Annotated in this window: 12 protein-coding genes; 4 read left to right on the top strand and 8 right to left on the bottom strand. The window is 53.9% G+C overall.

Going from position 1 to position 14,442, the window contains the following annotated elements:
• Window positions 1-25: 25 nt before the first annotated feature.
• The 8 genes from CDH47_RS02915 to CDH47_RS02880 form a co-directional block, all read right to left on the bottom strand.
• Window positions 26-427, bottom strand: coding sequence for a ribonucleotide reductase subunit alpha (locus CDH47_RS02915; protein WP_100638313.1), 402 nt, complete (start codon window positions 425-427; stop codon window positions 26-28).
• Between the two features lie 22 nt (window positions 428-449).
• Entirely contained in the window at window positions 450-1,199 is a 750-nt protein-coding gene (locus CDH47_RS02910) for a Crp/Fnr family transcriptional regulator (protein ID WP_100638312.1), read from the bottom strand.
• Window positions 1,200-1,377: 178 nt separating this feature from the next.
• A complete protein-coding gene (locus CDH47_RS02905) occupies window positions 1,378-2,184 on the bottom strand; it encodes a peptidylprolyl isomerase (protein WP_100638311.1) in 807 nt (268 codons plus the stop codon).
• Window positions 2,185-2,364: 180 nt separating this feature from the next.
• Window positions 2,365-3,042 carry a respiratory nitrate reductase subunit gamma gene (gene narI, locus CDH47_RS02900; protein ID WP_100638747.1) on the bottom strand — a complete coding sequence of 226 codons (678 nt, stop codon included), beginning with the start codon at window positions 3,040-3,042 and terminating at the stop codon, window positions 2,365-2,367.
• Window positions 3,043-3,065: 23 nt separating this feature from the next.
• Window positions 3,066-3,818: a nitrate reductase molybdenum cofactor assembly chaperone gene (gene narJ / locus CDH47_RS02895; RefSeq protein ID WP_100638310.1), complete on the bottom strand. Its 753-nt coding sequence runs from the start codon at window positions 3,816-3,818 to the stop codon at window positions 3,066-3,068.
• Window positions 3,819-3,827: 9 nt separating this feature from the next.
• The gene (gene narH / locus CDH47_RS02890) at window positions 3,828-5,399 is read right to left on the bottom strand and encodes a nitrate reductase subunit beta (RefSeq protein ID WP_100638309.1); all 1,572 of its coding nucleotides are present in this window, start codon (window positions 5,397-5,399) and stop codon (window positions 3,828-3,830) included.
• On the bottom strand, window positions 5,396-9,139 hold the full coding sequence (locus CDH47_RS02885) for a nitrate reductase subunit alpha (protein ID WP_100638308.1): 3,744 nt from the start codon (window positions 9,137-9,139) through the stop codon (window positions 5,396-5,398). The genes narH and CDH47_RS02885 overlap by 4 nt, the downstream gene beginning before the upstream one ends.
• Window positions 9,140-9,269: 130 nt before the next feature.
• Window positions 9,270-10,538, bottom strand: a complete 1,269-nt coding sequence (locus CDH47_RS02880; RefSeq protein ID WP_100638307.1) for an MFS transporter — start codon at window positions 10,536-10,538, stop codon at window positions 9,270-9,272.
• Between the two features lie 153 nt (window positions 10,539-10,691).
• On the opposite strand from CDH47_RS02880, the gene CDH47_RS02875 reads away from it, so the two are divergent.
• The 4 genes from CDH47_RS02875 (at window position 10,692) to CDH47_RS02860 (ending at window position 14,409) form a co-directional block, all read left to right on the top strand.
• Window positions 10,692-12,542: a histidine kinase gene (locus CDH47_RS02875; protein ID WP_100638306.1), complete on the top strand. Its 1,851-nt coding sequence runs from the start codon at window positions 10,692-10,694 to the stop codon at window positions 12,540-12,542.
• A 65-nt stretch (window positions 12,543-12,607) separates the two neighbouring features.
• The gene (gene narL / locus CDH47_RS02870) at window positions 12,608-13,279 is read left to right on the top strand and encodes a two-component system response regulator NarL (RefSeq protein ID WP_100638305.1); all 672 of its coding nucleotides are present in this window, start codon (window positions 12,608-12,610) and stop codon (window positions 13,277-13,279) included.
• A gap of 70 nt (window positions 13,280-13,349) precedes the next feature.
• A complete protein-coding gene (ubiT, locus tag CDH47_RS02865) occupies window positions 13,350-13,838 on the top strand; it encodes a ubiquinone anaerobic biosynthesis accessory factor UbiT (RefSeq protein WP_100638304.1) in 489 nt (162 codons plus the stop codon).
• A 109-nt stretch (window positions 13,839-13,947) separates the two neighbouring features.
• Window positions 13,948-14,409 (top strand): hypothetical protein, encoded by a 462-nt coding sequence (locus CDH47_RS02860; protein WP_239985552.1) that lies wholly within the window; start codon window positions 13,948-13,950, stop codon window positions 14,407-14,409.
• The last annotated feature ends 33 nt before the right edge of the window (window positions 14,410-14,442 follow it).

Genomic DNA, 14,442 nt, shown 5'->3' with positions numbered 1-14,442 from the left:
CTTGGAAACCAACGAGATACGCGTGTCAGCCGAGGCTGACAGCGTTTCCGCTCTTGTCGAGGGGTAAGTAGTTACTGATATGCCCCAGACGAATGGACTCCACCATCATTGTCAATGGCTGTTGCGCTTCGTCAGTCGTAGGAGGCGTACCACCCCTGCCGGACATAGCTGCAACAAAGACCACATCCCAGGGTTGGCCGGTACTTTTGGATTCTTCGACCAGCAGAGGAAACTCAAGAACTTCGTGCAACGCTTTGTCTACGCAGATAACTGGTGTGAGGGCACCACCCTCACCTTGTTCAAAAGCGGCTTTTTCATCAGCGGACGCATCATCGGGCAGCTCGGCTCGACAGAATACGAACAAAAGTCTTTGAGGCTCGTGCTCGTTTTTAGCTGCTTTGACCAAGTCACTGTAACTGCTAATCATGTAAGCAATATCCTTTCTGTTTCTACTGGCTGATTTCGACTAATCTTTTAGGGTCGGAGATATACAACTTACTTCGGTTCACCCGCACCAGACCGTTAGCCTTCAGATCCGCCAATATCCGGGAGAAGGTTTCCGGTTGCATCGCAAGCCTGGACGCAACCAGGCACTTCGGCAGAGGTAATTCCACTTCCCCGCCTTCTGAAACACCATTCGGCAGCAAGTCGATCAGGTAACGGATAAGACGATCCCGGGCATTTTGAACGGTCATGATCTCGAGATCATGGAACCGGGAGACTGCACGCTTGGCATAGTGCCTAAGGGCTGCGTTGGCGTACTCAGGCTTGCTATCGAGCAGCTCCTGATAGGCTTTCACCGGAATCATCAGAACTTCACTGGACTTCAAGGCTTCAGCGTAGCAGGCATATCGGGCAGGATCGGCATAGATCATCACTTCGGCAAAGCAATCCCCTGGCGCGATGCTGTCGAGGGTTCGGTCAATGCCGGAGGAATCCAGCCTGTATAGACGCAAGCGGCCAGATACCACAAAGAAAAAATGATGAGCGGGCATATCTTGCCGGTAAAGCAATTGATGGTGCCCCAAGCGCAGGCGGCGGGACTGCAATACGAGGCTCTCAAAGTCCGCATCACTGAGCGTGTTGAAAAGGGCGTGGCCGCGCATTTGCTGTAGCCCGATTTTATCGTTGGTCAACTCATTGACTGCCACCATAACTGGTTTGGCGTAGCGGGTTTCTGCAGATTGCGTAGCTATCATTTTTCTACCCTTCCATATCATGCATTCAGAATCATGTTTTAGATAATAGGAGGATGTTCTGGAAAAATCGCTCCCTCCATGGAGGTAGTAACACGGTAAATTGGGCAAAATTGACGTAACGCAATTCTTCGTATTACTACCTACTTCTTGAGCGGGCTCTCGTTCCAGTGTGGGCGCGTCACTGCATCAACGGTGAATCGGGCAACTCAAGGTCAACACCCTGAACGCCCACCTCGGCCGCTAGCACCTGCAAATACTGGCGAAATGCCCGGCGGGTTACGCTTTCGCTCAGGTACTGGCGAATTTGTGGTTTCACATGCTCGTATGGCAACTGCTCACCATCCACACGCTGATCCACACGCACAATGTGCCAACCGTAGCGGCTTTCAATCAGTTCCGGGTTCAGACCCTCTTTGAGCGTTAACACTGGCCGCTCAAACTCTTCCACAGTTTGCCCCTTGCTGATCTGCCCAAGGCTGCCGCCCTGATGACGGGATTCACACGCAGAGTACTGTTTGGCCAATGGCGCCCACTGGGCACGACCTTCCAGCAAGGAGGCAAGCAACTGTTGCCCAACCTCTTCCTGGCGCATGCGCTCCTGCACATCGTCCGGCGCTGCGGCCAGCAGAATGTGGCTTACGGCCATTAATGTAGAACTACGGAAACGCCCGGGGTTGGCTGCATGAAAGCGCTCGCAGTCTTCATCGCTGGGCTGCGGCACGTCGAGCTCCTGCTCAAGCACCTGTGCTATCGCAGTTTCTTCATCCAGCTCTTCCGGCAATTTCAGGCTTTTAGCCTGCTGCAAAAGGAGCTCACGGATAACAAGGCTTTTAGCGGCTTCGTGCCAGGCTTCAGCAACCTCTTCAGCCGGGTGATGCTGCATTTCCCGAGCGATATCCTCTTCAGGTATCAGGGTTTCACCCACATACACTGGCGGAAACTGGTTTCTGGGTTTTTCGGGTTCACCGGTGGGGATCAGTTGCATGGAAAGTCTCCGTATATGTTTTCAGTGGCGCTAGCCCCTCTCCCCAACCCCTCTCCCGCGAGGGGAGAGGGGCTTTTACTGCACAGCTCTCTGGCGTGAGGGCAATCCCGCAGGTTGGGATGTGTAGCTCCCCTCTCCCCTCGCGGGAGAGGGGCTGGGGGAGAGGGGGCGCTTTATCTCTTACGCCCGCTTACGCACGACCTGGTATTTCCGGCCGAAGTACTCCAGTGGCACACTCAACATGTGCACCAGACGGGTGAACGGAAAGAGTACAAAGATCGTCAAGCCCAGGAACATATGAAGCTTGTAGATCCAGTGTACGCCCACCACATAGTCAGCAGCTCCGCCCTGGAAGGTGAAGATTGCCTGCGCCCAGCCTGCCAGTTGCAGCATGGTGCCGCCATCGAGGTGACCCAGTGTCGGGAAGATGGTCAGCAATCCCAGTACTACCTGAACAACCAGTATGATGATGATCATGTTGTCAGCGAAGGTACTGCTGGCTTTGACTCTTGGGTCTGTCAGCCGGCGATAGGCCAGCATGGCACCCCCTACCAGACACATCACACCCGCTATACCGCCAACCACAATCGCCAGCACCTGTTTGGTGCCCGCGGTCATGAACGGCTCGTACATAAAGTGCGGAGTTAACAGGCCAACCAGGTGGCCGAAGAAAATCACCAGAATCCCCACATGGAAAAGCACGCTGGCCATTACCATGTTTTTCTTGCTCAGCATCTGAGTGGAGTGAGCCTTCCAGGTGAACTGGCCGTGGTCATATCGCGCCCAGGTACCTACAACCATCACTACCAGAGCGATGTACGGATAAATTCCGAAAAGCAGTGTATTCAGATAAGACATCATCTTGGTCTCCTCTTGCGCCTTCAGGCGTCTCTCGCGGCAGCACGCGCCTGAGCGGGCGTTACATCCGTCATCAGATGATCACTGAGGTGAATGGTTTGGGTCTGCTCCATCTCGCGGCGGCGCTGGCCAACAACGCCACCCGTGTTACAGGAACTGCCCTGGTCATCCACAAACTTAACCATTTCTTCTTCCCAGACCTTGTCCAGCGCTTCCGCTGTATCGTCCCGCTCTTCAGATGCCACAAGCTGTGCCAGCTCCTGACGGTCTGTTTTGCGGCCAGACAACTCCAGCAGAGAATCCATGGCTACGTGATACATGCTTTCACGTTGATACAGGCGCTCACCCAACAACCCAAGAATGTGGTGGATATCTTCCAGCCAGTTCTTGATTTCTTCCCAGGGGCGAGTCGACAGATACTCCAGAAACAGCGGAAGGTAATCCGGCAGTTCCTTGGCATCGATTTCCAGCCCGTTGGCGCGATATTGCTCCATCAGATCAACCATGGCCTGGCCACGGTCACGGGATTCTCCGTGAACGTGCTCAAACAACAGCAGTGAGGTGGCGCGGCCTTTGTCGAAGGTGCCAGTGTAGGCTTCTTCAAGGTCCAGCAAGTCGCCATCGCACAGACGGTCGATGCACTGCAGCAGTTGCTCCTTGTTTTTCCGTGGCAGCCGGCTGTCCTCCAGGACAGCAGCAACCAGAGCGTCTTTGGAGGCCTGAAGTTCCGCTGTGGGATACTCCAGAATCCGTGCCAGTACTTTCAATAGTTTCATGTGGCCTCCTTATTCCTGCAGCTGTTTCGGGTCAACTTGCTTCACAGTGGTCAGCTTCTGCACCATGGATGTGGTGTTTTTACGACCACCAAACATGCTGAATTCGCTGTCTCCACCGCTGCAACCGTCGCCGAAGCTGAAGCCACAACCACCGCGCTCGCCGTGTGCATCCGGGAAGGCTTCTTTCGCCAGCTCGCGATGGCTGGTAGGAATCACGAAGCGATCCTCATAGTCAGCAATGGCCAGATAGCGGTACATTTCATCAGCCTGCGCTTTGGTCAGACCAACTTCTTCCAATGCCCGCAAATCTTCAACGCCGTCTACTGTTTCTGCACGCTTGTAAAGACGCATAGCCATGATGCGCTTGAGCGCACGCACTATCGGCTTCTCGTCACCCGCGGTAAGCAGGTTGGCCAGATACTTCACCGGGATTCGCAGGCTTTCGATCTTCGGCAGTATGCCGTCGAACTCAACCTTGCCAGCCTCAGCTGCAGACTGGATCGGGCTTAGTGGTGGTACATACCAAACCATCGGCAGAGTGCGGTATTCCGGGTGCAGTGGCAGAGCCAGTTTCCAGTCCACTGCCATCTTGTACACCGGGCTGCGCTGAGCTGCCTTGATGACGTTCATCGGGATGCCGTCTTTTTGCGCCTGCTCTATAACCTTTGGATCGTTCGGATCCAGAAAGATTTCAAGCTGTTTCTCATACAGTTCGTGCTCGCCAGGAGTGCTGGCAACTTCTTCAATGCGGTCGGCATCGTAAAGCAGCACGCCCAGGTAGCGGATACGGCCTACGCAGGTCTCGGAGCACACGGTCGGCATACCAGCTTCAATACGCGGGTAGCAGAAGATGCACTTTTCAGACTTGCCGGTTTTCCAGTTGAAGTAGATTTTCTTGTACGGGCAGCCGGATACACACATCCGCCAGCCGCGGCACTTGTCCTGGTCGATCAGTACGATGCCGTCTTCTTCCCGCTTGTAGATGGCGCCACTTGGGCAGGCCGCTACGCAAGTCGGGTTAAGGCAGTGCTCGCACAGGCGGGGCAGGTACATCATGAATGTGTTTTCGAACTGGCCGTAGATATCGGCCTGCACATTGTCGAAGTTTTTATCCTTGCGACGCTTGGCAAACTCGGTACCCAGGATTTCTTCCCAGTTCGGGCCCCATTCGATCTTTTCCATACGCTTGCCAGAGATCAGCGAGCGTGGCCGTGCAACCGGCTGATGCTTGCTGTCGCCTGCGGTGTGCAGGTGCTGATAATCGAAATCAAACGGCTCGTAGTAATCGTCGATTTCCGGCAGATCCGGGTTAGCGAAAATATTCGCCAGTACCCGGAACTTACCGCCAATGCGCGGGCGGATCTTGCCGCTGGCATCACGCATCCAGCCGCCTTTCCACTTTTCCTGGTTTTCCCACTCTTTCGGGTAACCAATACCGGGCTTGGTCTCAACGTTGTTGAACCAGGCGTACTCCATGCCTTCACGGCTGGTCCATACGTTTTTACAGGTCACTGAACAGGTATGGCAACCGATGCACTTGTCCAGGTTCAGCACCATGCCTACTTGGGAACGGATCTTCATTTTACAGCCTCCTGAACAGTGTCGTTGCCTTCGCCGTCAAGCCAGTCAACTTTCTTCATTTTGCGCACCACCACAAACTCGTCGCGGTTGGAACCCACGGTTCCGTAGTAGTTAAATCCGTAGGAGAACTGCGCGTAGCCACCAATCATGTGCGTCGGCTTCGGGCAAGCCCGGGTAACTGAGTTGTGGATACCACCGCGGGTACCGGTAACCTCAGAGCCCGGAATGTTCACAATCCGCTCCTGAGCGTGGTACATCATCATCATGCCCGGCATAACCCGCTGGCTGACTACGGCACGGGCAGCAATTGCACCGTTCGCGTTGAACACCTCAACCCAATCGTTGTCCTCTACACCCACATCACGGGCGTCGTCTTCACTCAGCCACACAATGGGGCCACCGCGAGACAGGGTCAGCATCATCAGGTTGTCGCTGTAGGTACTGTGAATGCCCCACTTCTGGTGCGGCGTCAGGAAGTTCAGCGCCTTCTCAGGGTTGCCGTTAGGCTTGGCATTCAGCAGAGGTGCCGCCGCTTTGGTGTTGATGGGCGGGCGATACACCAACAGGCTTTCACCAAACGCGCGCATCCATTCGTGATCCAGGTAGAACTGCTGACGGCCTGTCAGCGTGCGCCAGGGAATCAACTCATGCACGTTGGTGTAACCAGCGTTGTAGGACACATGCTCATCTTCCAGTCCAGACCATGTAGGGCTGGAGATGATCTTGCGGGGCTGAGCCACAATGTCGCGGAAGCGGATGGCTTCGTGCTCTTTACCCACCGCCAGGTGGCTGTGATCCAGACCGGTAAACTCTGAAAGCGCCTTCCAGGCTTTAACCGCCACGTGACCGTTGGTTTCCGGTGCCAGAGACAGAATCACTTCTGCTGCATCGATGGCACTTTCAATTTTCGGCCGGCCTGCGTTCGCACCCTCAATGTGCTTGTAGTTCAGATCACCCAGGAACTTCACTTCGTCTTCAGTGTTCCAATTAATACCCTTGCCGCCGTTGCCCAACTTGTCCATCAAAGGCCCAAGAGAGGTAAAGCGCGCGTAGGTATTGGGGTAATCCCGCTCCACAGTAATGAAGTTTGGTGCGGTTTTTCCTGGAATCAGATCACATTCACCTTTTTTCCAGTCTTTCACATCAAACGGCTGGCCCAATTCGGCCGGTGCGTCGTGCATCAGCGGTAGGGTAACCACGTCTTTCTCAACACCCAGATGGCCTTCGGCCGCCTTGGAGAAGGACTTGGCAATACCCTTGTAGATTTCCCAGTCACTGCGGGATTCCCACGCAGGATCGGTGGCTGCAGTCAGCGGGTGAATGAACGGGTGCATGTCTGATGTATTCAGGTCGTTCTTCTCGTACCAGGTAGCGGTCGGCAGAACGATGTCTGAATACAGGCACGTGGTGGACATACGGAAGTCGAGAGTAACCAGCAAGTCCAACTTGCCCTCAGGTGCTTCGTCACGCCACTTCACTTCCTCTGGCTTAACGCCGCCGTTATGGCCCAGGTCTTTGCCCTGCAGTCCACTGGTGGTTCCCAGCAGGTATTTGAGCATGTACTCGTGTCCCTTACCGGAAGAGCCCAGCAAGTTGGAGCGCCAGATGAACATGTTGCGCGGGTGGTTTTCCGGTGCTTCAGGATCTTCCGACGCAAAGGCCAGTGAACCGTCCTTCATGGACTGGGTCACGTAGGCAGGCACATCCATACCGGCCTTCTCAGCCTCTGCTGCGATGGTCAGTGGGTTGCGATTAAGCTGTGGCGCAGATGGCAACCACCCCATGCGCTCGGCACGTACGTTGTAGTCGATCAGGCTTCCACCAAACTTGGACTTGTCGGCCAGAGGCGAAAGAATCTCGCTCACATCCAGCTTCTCGTAGCGCCACTGCCCGGAATGGGCGTAGAAGAAGGAGGTACCGTTCATCTGACGCGGTGGACGCTGCCAATCCAGACCAAAGGCCAACGGCTGCCAGCCAGTTTGCGGGCGTAGTTTTTCCTGGCCTACATAGTGAGCCCAGCCACCACCGCTCTGGCCAATACAGCCACACATGACCAGCATGTTAATCAGAGCGCGGTAGTTCATGTCCATGTGATACCAGTGGTTCATACCGGCACCAACAATGATCATGGAACGACCCTTGGTTTTATGGGCGTTCTCACCAAATTCACGGGCAATACGAGTCACTTTTTCAGCGGGTACGCCAGTGATCTTCTCCTGCCAGGCTGGAGTGTACGGCTTGATTTCATCGTAGGAAGTTGCGCTGTCGTCATCGCCCAAGCCACGACTAATGCCGTAGTTGGCCATCATCAGGTCGTACACGGTTACCACGAGAGCTTCGCCACCATCGGCCAACTCTATTTTGCGGCTTCCCAACTTGTGAGTGAGGGTGTCGCTGATTTCAACAGACTTGAAGTGATCGTGCTTGATGCCGCCAAAGTACGGGAAGGCTACATCAACCACTTCGTCATGCTTCTCAACCAGAGACAACTGCAGGCTGACATCTTCAGCTTTGGCTGTCTGCTTCAGGTTCCACTTGCCCTTTTCACCCCAACGGTAACCGATAGAGCCGTTAGGCGCGGTTAGCTGGTTGCTGGCTTCATCAATGGCAATGGTTTTCCACTCAGGGTTGTTCTCTTCACCCAGACCACCCACCAGATCACTGGCGCGCAGGAATCGGCCAGGTACGTAGCGGCCATCTTCCGTTTTGTCGAGCTTAACCAGGTACGGCATGTCGGTGTAGCGACGCACGTAATCGGTGAAATACTCACTGGGGTTGTCGAGGTGGAACTCTTTCAGAATGACATGGCCCATAGCCATGCCCATAGCCGCATCAGTGCCCTGCTTGGGGTTCAGCCATTCGTCTGAAAGCTTGGACACTTCGGCGAAGTCGGGAGTGACGGCAACAGTCTTGGTGCCTTTGTAGCGCACTTCTGTAAAGAAGTGGGCATCTGGAGTACGGGTTTGAGGCACGTTGGAACCCCAGGCAATGATGTAGCCCGAGTTGTACCAGTCTGCAGATTCAGGAACGTCGGTCTGCTCACCCCAGACTTGCGGAGAAGCCGGTGGCAAATCGCAGTACCAGTCATAGAAGCTAAGACACACACCGCCGATCATCGACAGATAACGGCTACCAGAGGCGTAAGACACCATCGACATGGCCGGGATTGGCGAGAAGCCAATGATGCGGTCCGGGCCAACTTTTTTGGCGGTGTATACGTTTGCCGCACCAATCAGCTCGTTAACTTCATCCCAGGTAGAACGCACAAAACCGCCCATACCACGGCGGGGTTTGTACTCAGCTGTTTTTTTCGGGTCTTCCACAATGGAAGCCCAAGCTTCAACCGGATCGTTGAACTGAATGCGTGCTGCACGCCAAAGCTGCATCAGGTGCTTGCGCATCAATGGGTACTTCAACCGGTTGGCACTGTACATGTACCACGAATAGCTGGCGCCACGGGGGCAGCCACGGGGTTCGTGGTTAGGCAGGTCCGGACGGGTGCGAGGATAGTCGGTTTGCTGGGTTTCCCAGGTTACCAGGCCGTTCTTGACGTAGATTTTCCAGCTACAGGAGCCGGTGCAGTTAACGCCGTGGGTAGAACGTACAACTTTGTCGTGCTGCCAGCGTTGGCGGTAGCTGTCTTCCCAGTCACGGTTTACGTCGTGGGTCTCGCCGTGGCCGTTCGCGAAGGTTTCGCGCTTTTTACTGAAGTAGCTCAGCTTGTCGATCAAATGACTCATGGTCTCTCTCTCCATCAACCCGTCTACCGGATCGTTTTCCCGAATTGGAACCATTGTGTGGGAGAAAAACCCTGAAATCTGCGTGGTTACTACCACAAAGCCCGCACCTACCACTGAGGAGGTATAGGAATCATATCCCCGGATGGAGAAGTGCTTTTCTTTCGTAGTGGCGATTAAAGCGGGCAAACATGAATTGGCAAATACAAAGCAGCAAAAACAGAATCATGAATACAGCACTGCGAACACCCAGCCAGTGGTATATCGCACCGAAAATAACCGGCAACAAAAACGCCACTGAACAAGCGCCCACCAGTAACAACCCTGCAACGAACGCAGCGCTCTCACGGTTTTCAAAAATGACCATTCTCTGCAAGCTACCCATGGCGCAACCAAGTGCTATGCCTAGCAACACCACAAAGACACTTTCAACAGAGACGGGCAATGCAAACTCAATGGCTATGATTTCATTTACACCCCGAATAAACAGCGTCATGGGTGGATAAGACAGCACCACCAAAGCGACCAAACCTATAAACAGTGAACGGCTGACGACTTTGGGGCTGCCGTAGCGATCAGACAACACGCCACCCAAAATCTGTGCAAGAGCCCCAGGAACAATAAACCACTGCGCTAACCTGGCGCCTGAATCCAGCCGCAGCTCAAACTGAGAAGAAAGATAGTCTGGCAACCATAGCGCCAGCGCAAAAAAACTCCCCGCCACCACTGAAAAATAGGCACCAAGCTGCCATACACCCTGCCTCCGAAGGTGTGTAAACAGCACAACAATAGAGGCTTCAGCTTCCGGGTCCGCGGCTGTATCTTCCGGATCTGTCAATAAGGTCAGCAGTGCCAGCACCAACAACAGGACTATGAGGTATGCCAAGGGCACACCGTGCCAGGAGAAGGCTTCATGGAACAGCGGCACCAGATAATAGGTAAACCCGGCGCCGGTAACCCCCGAACCAAACACACCCAAAACAAGTCCAAGCCGGTGAGACTGGGAATTACTGGTTACAAACTGCATACCAGCGCTGTAAAACCCACCGGCCAGCCCCAGGCCGCCCGCAGCCACAAGGTAACCAGTAAACGTTCGGGTGATGAGCAAAAGCACCATACAGGCTGCAAGCCCCGCAAGGCAGATAAGCATAATTCGGCGGGCGCCAAATTTTCGAGCAGCCAAACCCGCAGGCAGGGCTAGCAGAGCGCTAACCGCCATAGGCATAGCCAGAAGCAAACCAAATTGAAGATTGCTGAGGTTGAGCTCGGTTCGAAGATGGATTCCAGCTACTGCAAACAGCGTCCAGCAACCAGCGGCGATAACAAATCCTGTTACCGCCAGCGGCAGAATAACAGCAAGCGACGCCAGCCGCTCATCCTCCTGCTCCGCCTCTGACTTCATCCGCCTTCGCCTTTGTGAGTGCTCTCTAAGCTACCTTTCAGTTCTAGCTTTTGCCCTCACGCAGGTCAAAGACTATGATGGGATACCAACCATTGGGGTAATTGACTATCCTCAAGGAGGTACTTGAGCCCGGGACTACAAAGACGAGATTCAATGAAACCCAGAAGCCCCCTTGTAAACCGGATTACTGTTGTAGTGTGCGCTATTGTACTGACATCTCTTGTCAGCATGGCGACCACCCTTGGGATCTCGAAAAGTATAGAAGGTAATGCCACAGCCATTAACCTTGCAGGGGCGCTACGCATGGGTGCTTTCCGGTTGCTATCTCACGCAGCCAGCCCGGAAGAAAGCAACGCCAGGATTCATAGCCTCGCCTCCCAATACGAGCGTGATTTAAAAGACCGACACATCACCCGTGCAATTCCAGGCACTAAAGACCACCCTCTCACCAAGCAATACCAAACCATCAGCACCATTTGGGAAGAGTCTTTACGCCCGAAACTGGAAGCTCACTCATCCGGAGTGCCTGTCAGCGCAGAAATACTCGCGACCACAGAAGCTTATGTTGATTCAGTAAATCAACTGGTCAGCATGCTTGAGCGGCGCACTGAAGCGCGGATTGGCCTGCTGCACCTTATCCAGATCATCAGTCTCGCACTTTCTATTCTTATAATTACTGCCCTGTTTCTTGACCTCAGAAACCGCGTCCTCAAACCATTACGCAAACTTGTTACCATTGCCAGAGCGGTAGGCGAGCAGGATTTTTCGCAGAAGGCGAATATGAAGGGAAGCGATGAGCTTGCTCAACTGGGCATAGCATTCGACCAAATGAGCAGTGAATTGGCGCTCACTTACTATGAGCTGGAAGAGCGTGCGCGCAGCAAAACCGAGGAACTGGAAACAAGCCATACCGCACTTCAGTTGCTGCATACTGCAAGCCGCAATCTGTTTGCCAATCATGATCTGTGCAATGGTGCAGTCCCCATGCTGCAGGAGCTGGAAAGCCTCCTGGGGATAGGCCCGATTCGTCTTTACCTTCACGACAAAGAATCCACAGAACCAGTGCAGGCAATTACCACAGCGTCAACAGAGCGCCCGTTCTACTGCCGCGACCACGAGTGCAATGCCTGCCTGGTAACACCCGAAGTCTATGACGAACTGCCCATAGATGATAACGATGGCCGCAGACTGCTGCTTCCCATCCGCACCCCTGGCAAACTCCTTGGCACTCTGGAGGTGTGGTATCCAGCCGAAACCGGCCTTTCGGACACTGCCCGCCGCCTGCTTGAGACACTTAGTGACCAGTTGGCAACTGCCATTTTTCTGGAGCAGCAGATTACTGATGAGCAACGGGTTACGCTGGCCGAAGAGCGCACTGTGATCGCCCGTGAACTGCATGACTCTTTGGCTCAGTCCCTGTCCTACCTAAAAATGCAGGTGGCTCGTATGCGCAGGCTGAACATTGATGGCGATCAAAAAGCTGCTCACGATGCCATTCTGGATGAGCTCAGCACAGGACTTAACAGCGCATACCGCCAGCTACGGGAGTTGCTGGCCACCTTCCGCCTCAAGCTGGATACTCCAGACTTGGGAACAGCACTGCGCAAAACCATTGAAGAGTTTTCTACTCGACTGGGGAAACCCGTAGTCTTGAATTACAATCTACCACCCCAGGCCTTATCGCCAAATGAAGAAATACATACGCTACAAATAGTGCGCGAGGGGCTGGCCAACGCCGTTAAACACGCTGACGCCACAGAAGTTTTTGTTGATGTGGTATTCGAATCGCCCCAAGTAAAGGCGAAAATACGAGATAATGGCAAAGGTTTGCCCCAGAGCGGGCAGCCGGTCAACCATTACGGGCTCATCATCATGCAGGATCGTGCGCGCACGCTGGGTGGCGAGATTATTGTCCAAAACCGCGAAGTTGGCGGTGTGGAAGTTGTTCTTACATTTGTTCCGAAAAACCGACACCTAATTCCCACAGAAGTGTCGACTAACTGAGCACCATTATTGTGCGACAGCCCTAAACTGTCGCTAGCAAATTAAGAGAGAGGAAGCTAAGCACCATGCCTGAAGCAGCATCTGACACACCCGCCAGCATTTTGCTGATCGACGATCACCCACTGTTGCGCCAAGGCATCAAGCAACTCGTCGAAATGGAGGGGGACATGGATGTAACAGGCGAAGCAAGCAATGCTACTGACGGCATTCGCCTGGCGACGGAGCTGGAGCCAGACCTCATACTGATGGATCTCAACATGCCCGAGGTCAGTGGCATTGATGCTCTGAAAAAACTCAGAGAACTGAATGTAAGCTCCCGCATCGTAATGTTTACCGTGTCTGATCAGGAAGACGATGTCGTTGCCGCTCTGCGCGCCGGAGCCGACGGCTATCTTCTGAAGGACATGGAGCCCGAAGACATGATTGCCCAGTTGCGCCAAGCCGCCTTGGGAAAAATGGTCATCAGCGACAGGCTGACCACTCTGCTTGCGGAGGCTCTGCGCTCCAACAAGCCACAACAGGCATCGCGTCCGGATTTCGATAGCCTGACCCCGCGTGAAAAAGACATTCTGCGCCTGATTGCCGAAGGCCTGTCGAACAAAATGATTGGCCGCAAGCTGGATATCAGTGATGGCACCGTAAAAGTGCACGTAAAACACCTGCTCAAAAAGCTCAATCTGCGCTCCCGGGTTGAGGTGGCGGTATGGGCTGTGGAAGAAGGTCTGCACAAGGGCTGAGCTATATCAAATCAAACCTAATGGGTTTTGTTTACTCTGGGCAGACTGTACCCACTGCCCGGAGTTGATTATGGCCCTGCCTTTTGCTTTTCCGCTGCCAGCCAAACCCCTTATCAGCGATTCTCTGGCACTGCTTTCTGAATACCTTCCTTCGCCCTCCCCTTTACTTGGGGCTATCGATCGATCAATCCCCATTCCCGTAAAGCAGTTATTTGCAGAAGCTCCACTCAACCGCATATTTGCCCAAGCCATTGCAGATGGCGAGTTTGATGATTTTGAGGGGCGACGCATTCGCCTTGAAGTTACCGGAGGCCACCCTGGCGTTACCTTCGGGTTTTGGGCAGGCCGCCTGCGGGTTCTGAATGGCCCGGGCGAAGCAACCATCCGCGGCTCCCTTTCTGCCTTTAAGACTCTGGCTGAACGCAAACAAGACCCTGACCAACTTTTTTTCCAGAGACGCCTGGTGATAGAGGGGGATACCGAACTGGGATTGGGTTTGAAAAACCTTCTGGACAGCCTGGAATGGGACCTTAATCTCCGAACATTACTTTCTTTCTGACGACTTCCGACGCTCAAGCCATATAAAATTCGACAACCCTGTGGGATGGTTAGCATTCAAGCGAATCCACAAGACACTTCCCTGCATAATTTGGCCAAGAGCGAACAGAATGGATGGTACACAGATAATGACACTGGCTGAAAAACTCAGCCTAACCGCCGCATTTATTTTCTTCATGACCGGCTTGTTAACAGGCATCTGGAAATACTGGTGCATGGCAAAAAGCCCAAAAGCGGCCGCGCCCCGATATGTGGATATTGCCCATCGCAGCTCTCTGATGTATAGCTTTGCCGCTGTTGTACTGGGCTGGTTTGCAAGCCACAGCGTGTTCCCGGATTGGCTGAATACACTGGCAGCCGTATGCGCACTCGGCTTTTTTGCCTTGGCGATTGGCACCTATATCATTCACGGGTTTCTTCGGGATACCAGCAACCAGTTACGCAAGCCTCATAAGCTGGGAAGCATGACACTCCCTTCCTGGATCGTTCACGGTTTTATGATTGCATTGATTGTGGCGGAAGTGGGCGGCTCGCTGATTCTGGGAACCGGTGCCATGATATCGATCTGGTAGCATGTCATCCGTTACGAGGGCACTGGAGATTCA

The organism is Marinobacter salexigens, from assembly GCF_002806945.1.
Classification (GTDB): domain Bacteria; phylum Pseudomonadota; class Gammaproteobacteria; order Pseudomonadales; family Oleiphilaceae; genus Marinobacter; species Marinobacter salexigens.
The sequence above is the reverse complement of the archived record's forward strand: the minus strand, read 5'-3'. Positions and strand labels throughout refer to the sequence as shown.

Bases quoted from the DNA above. Each gene is read 5' to 3' on its own strand.
- CDH47_RS02915 (WP_100638313.1), bottom strand. From the start codon at position 427: ATGATTAGCAGTTACAGTGACTTGGTCAAAGCAGCTAAAAACGAGCAC.
- CDH47_RS02910 (WP_100638312.1), bottom strand. From the start codon at position 1,199: ATGATAGCTACGCAATCTGCAGAAACCCGCTACGCCAAACCAGTTATG.
- CDH47_RS02905 (WP_100638311.1), bottom strand. From the start codon at position 2,184: ATGCAACTGATCCCCACCGGTGAACCCGAAAAACCCAGAAACCAGTTT.
- narI (WP_100638747.1), bottom strand. From the start codon at position 3,042: ATGTCTTATCTGAATACACTGCTTTTCGGAATTTATCCGTACATCGCT.
- narJ (WP_100638310.1), bottom strand. From the start codon at position 3,818: ATGAAACTATTGAAAGTACTGGCACGGATTCTGGAGTATCCCACAGCG.
- narH (WP_100638309.1), bottom strand. From the start codon at position 5,399: ATGAAGATCCGTTCCCAAGTAGGCATGGTGCTGAACCTGGACAAGTGC.
- CDH47_RS02885 (WP_100638308.1), bottom strand. From the start codon at position 9,139: ATGAGTCATTTGATCGACAAGCTGAGCTACTTCAGTAAAAAGCGCGAA.
- CDH47_RS02880 (WP_100638307.1), bottom strand. From the start codon at position 10,538: ATGAAGTCAGAGGCGGAGCAGGAGGATGAGCGGCTGGCGTCGCTTGCT.
- CDH47_RS02875 (WP_100638306.1), top strand. From the start codon at position 10,692: ATGAAACCCAGAAGCCCCCTTGTAAACCGGATTACTGTTGTAGTGTGC.
- narL (WP_100638305.1), top strand. From the start codon at position 12,608: ATGCCTGAAGCAGCATCTGACACACCCGCCAGCATTTTGCTGATCGAC.
- ubiT (WP_100638304.1), top strand. From the start codon at position 13,350: ATGGCCCTGCCTTTTGCTTTTCCGCTGCCAGCCAAACCCCTTATCAGC.
- CDH47_RS02860 (WP_239985552.1), top strand. From the start codon at position 13,948: ATGGATGGTACACAGATAATGACACTGGCTGAAAAACTCAGCCTAACC.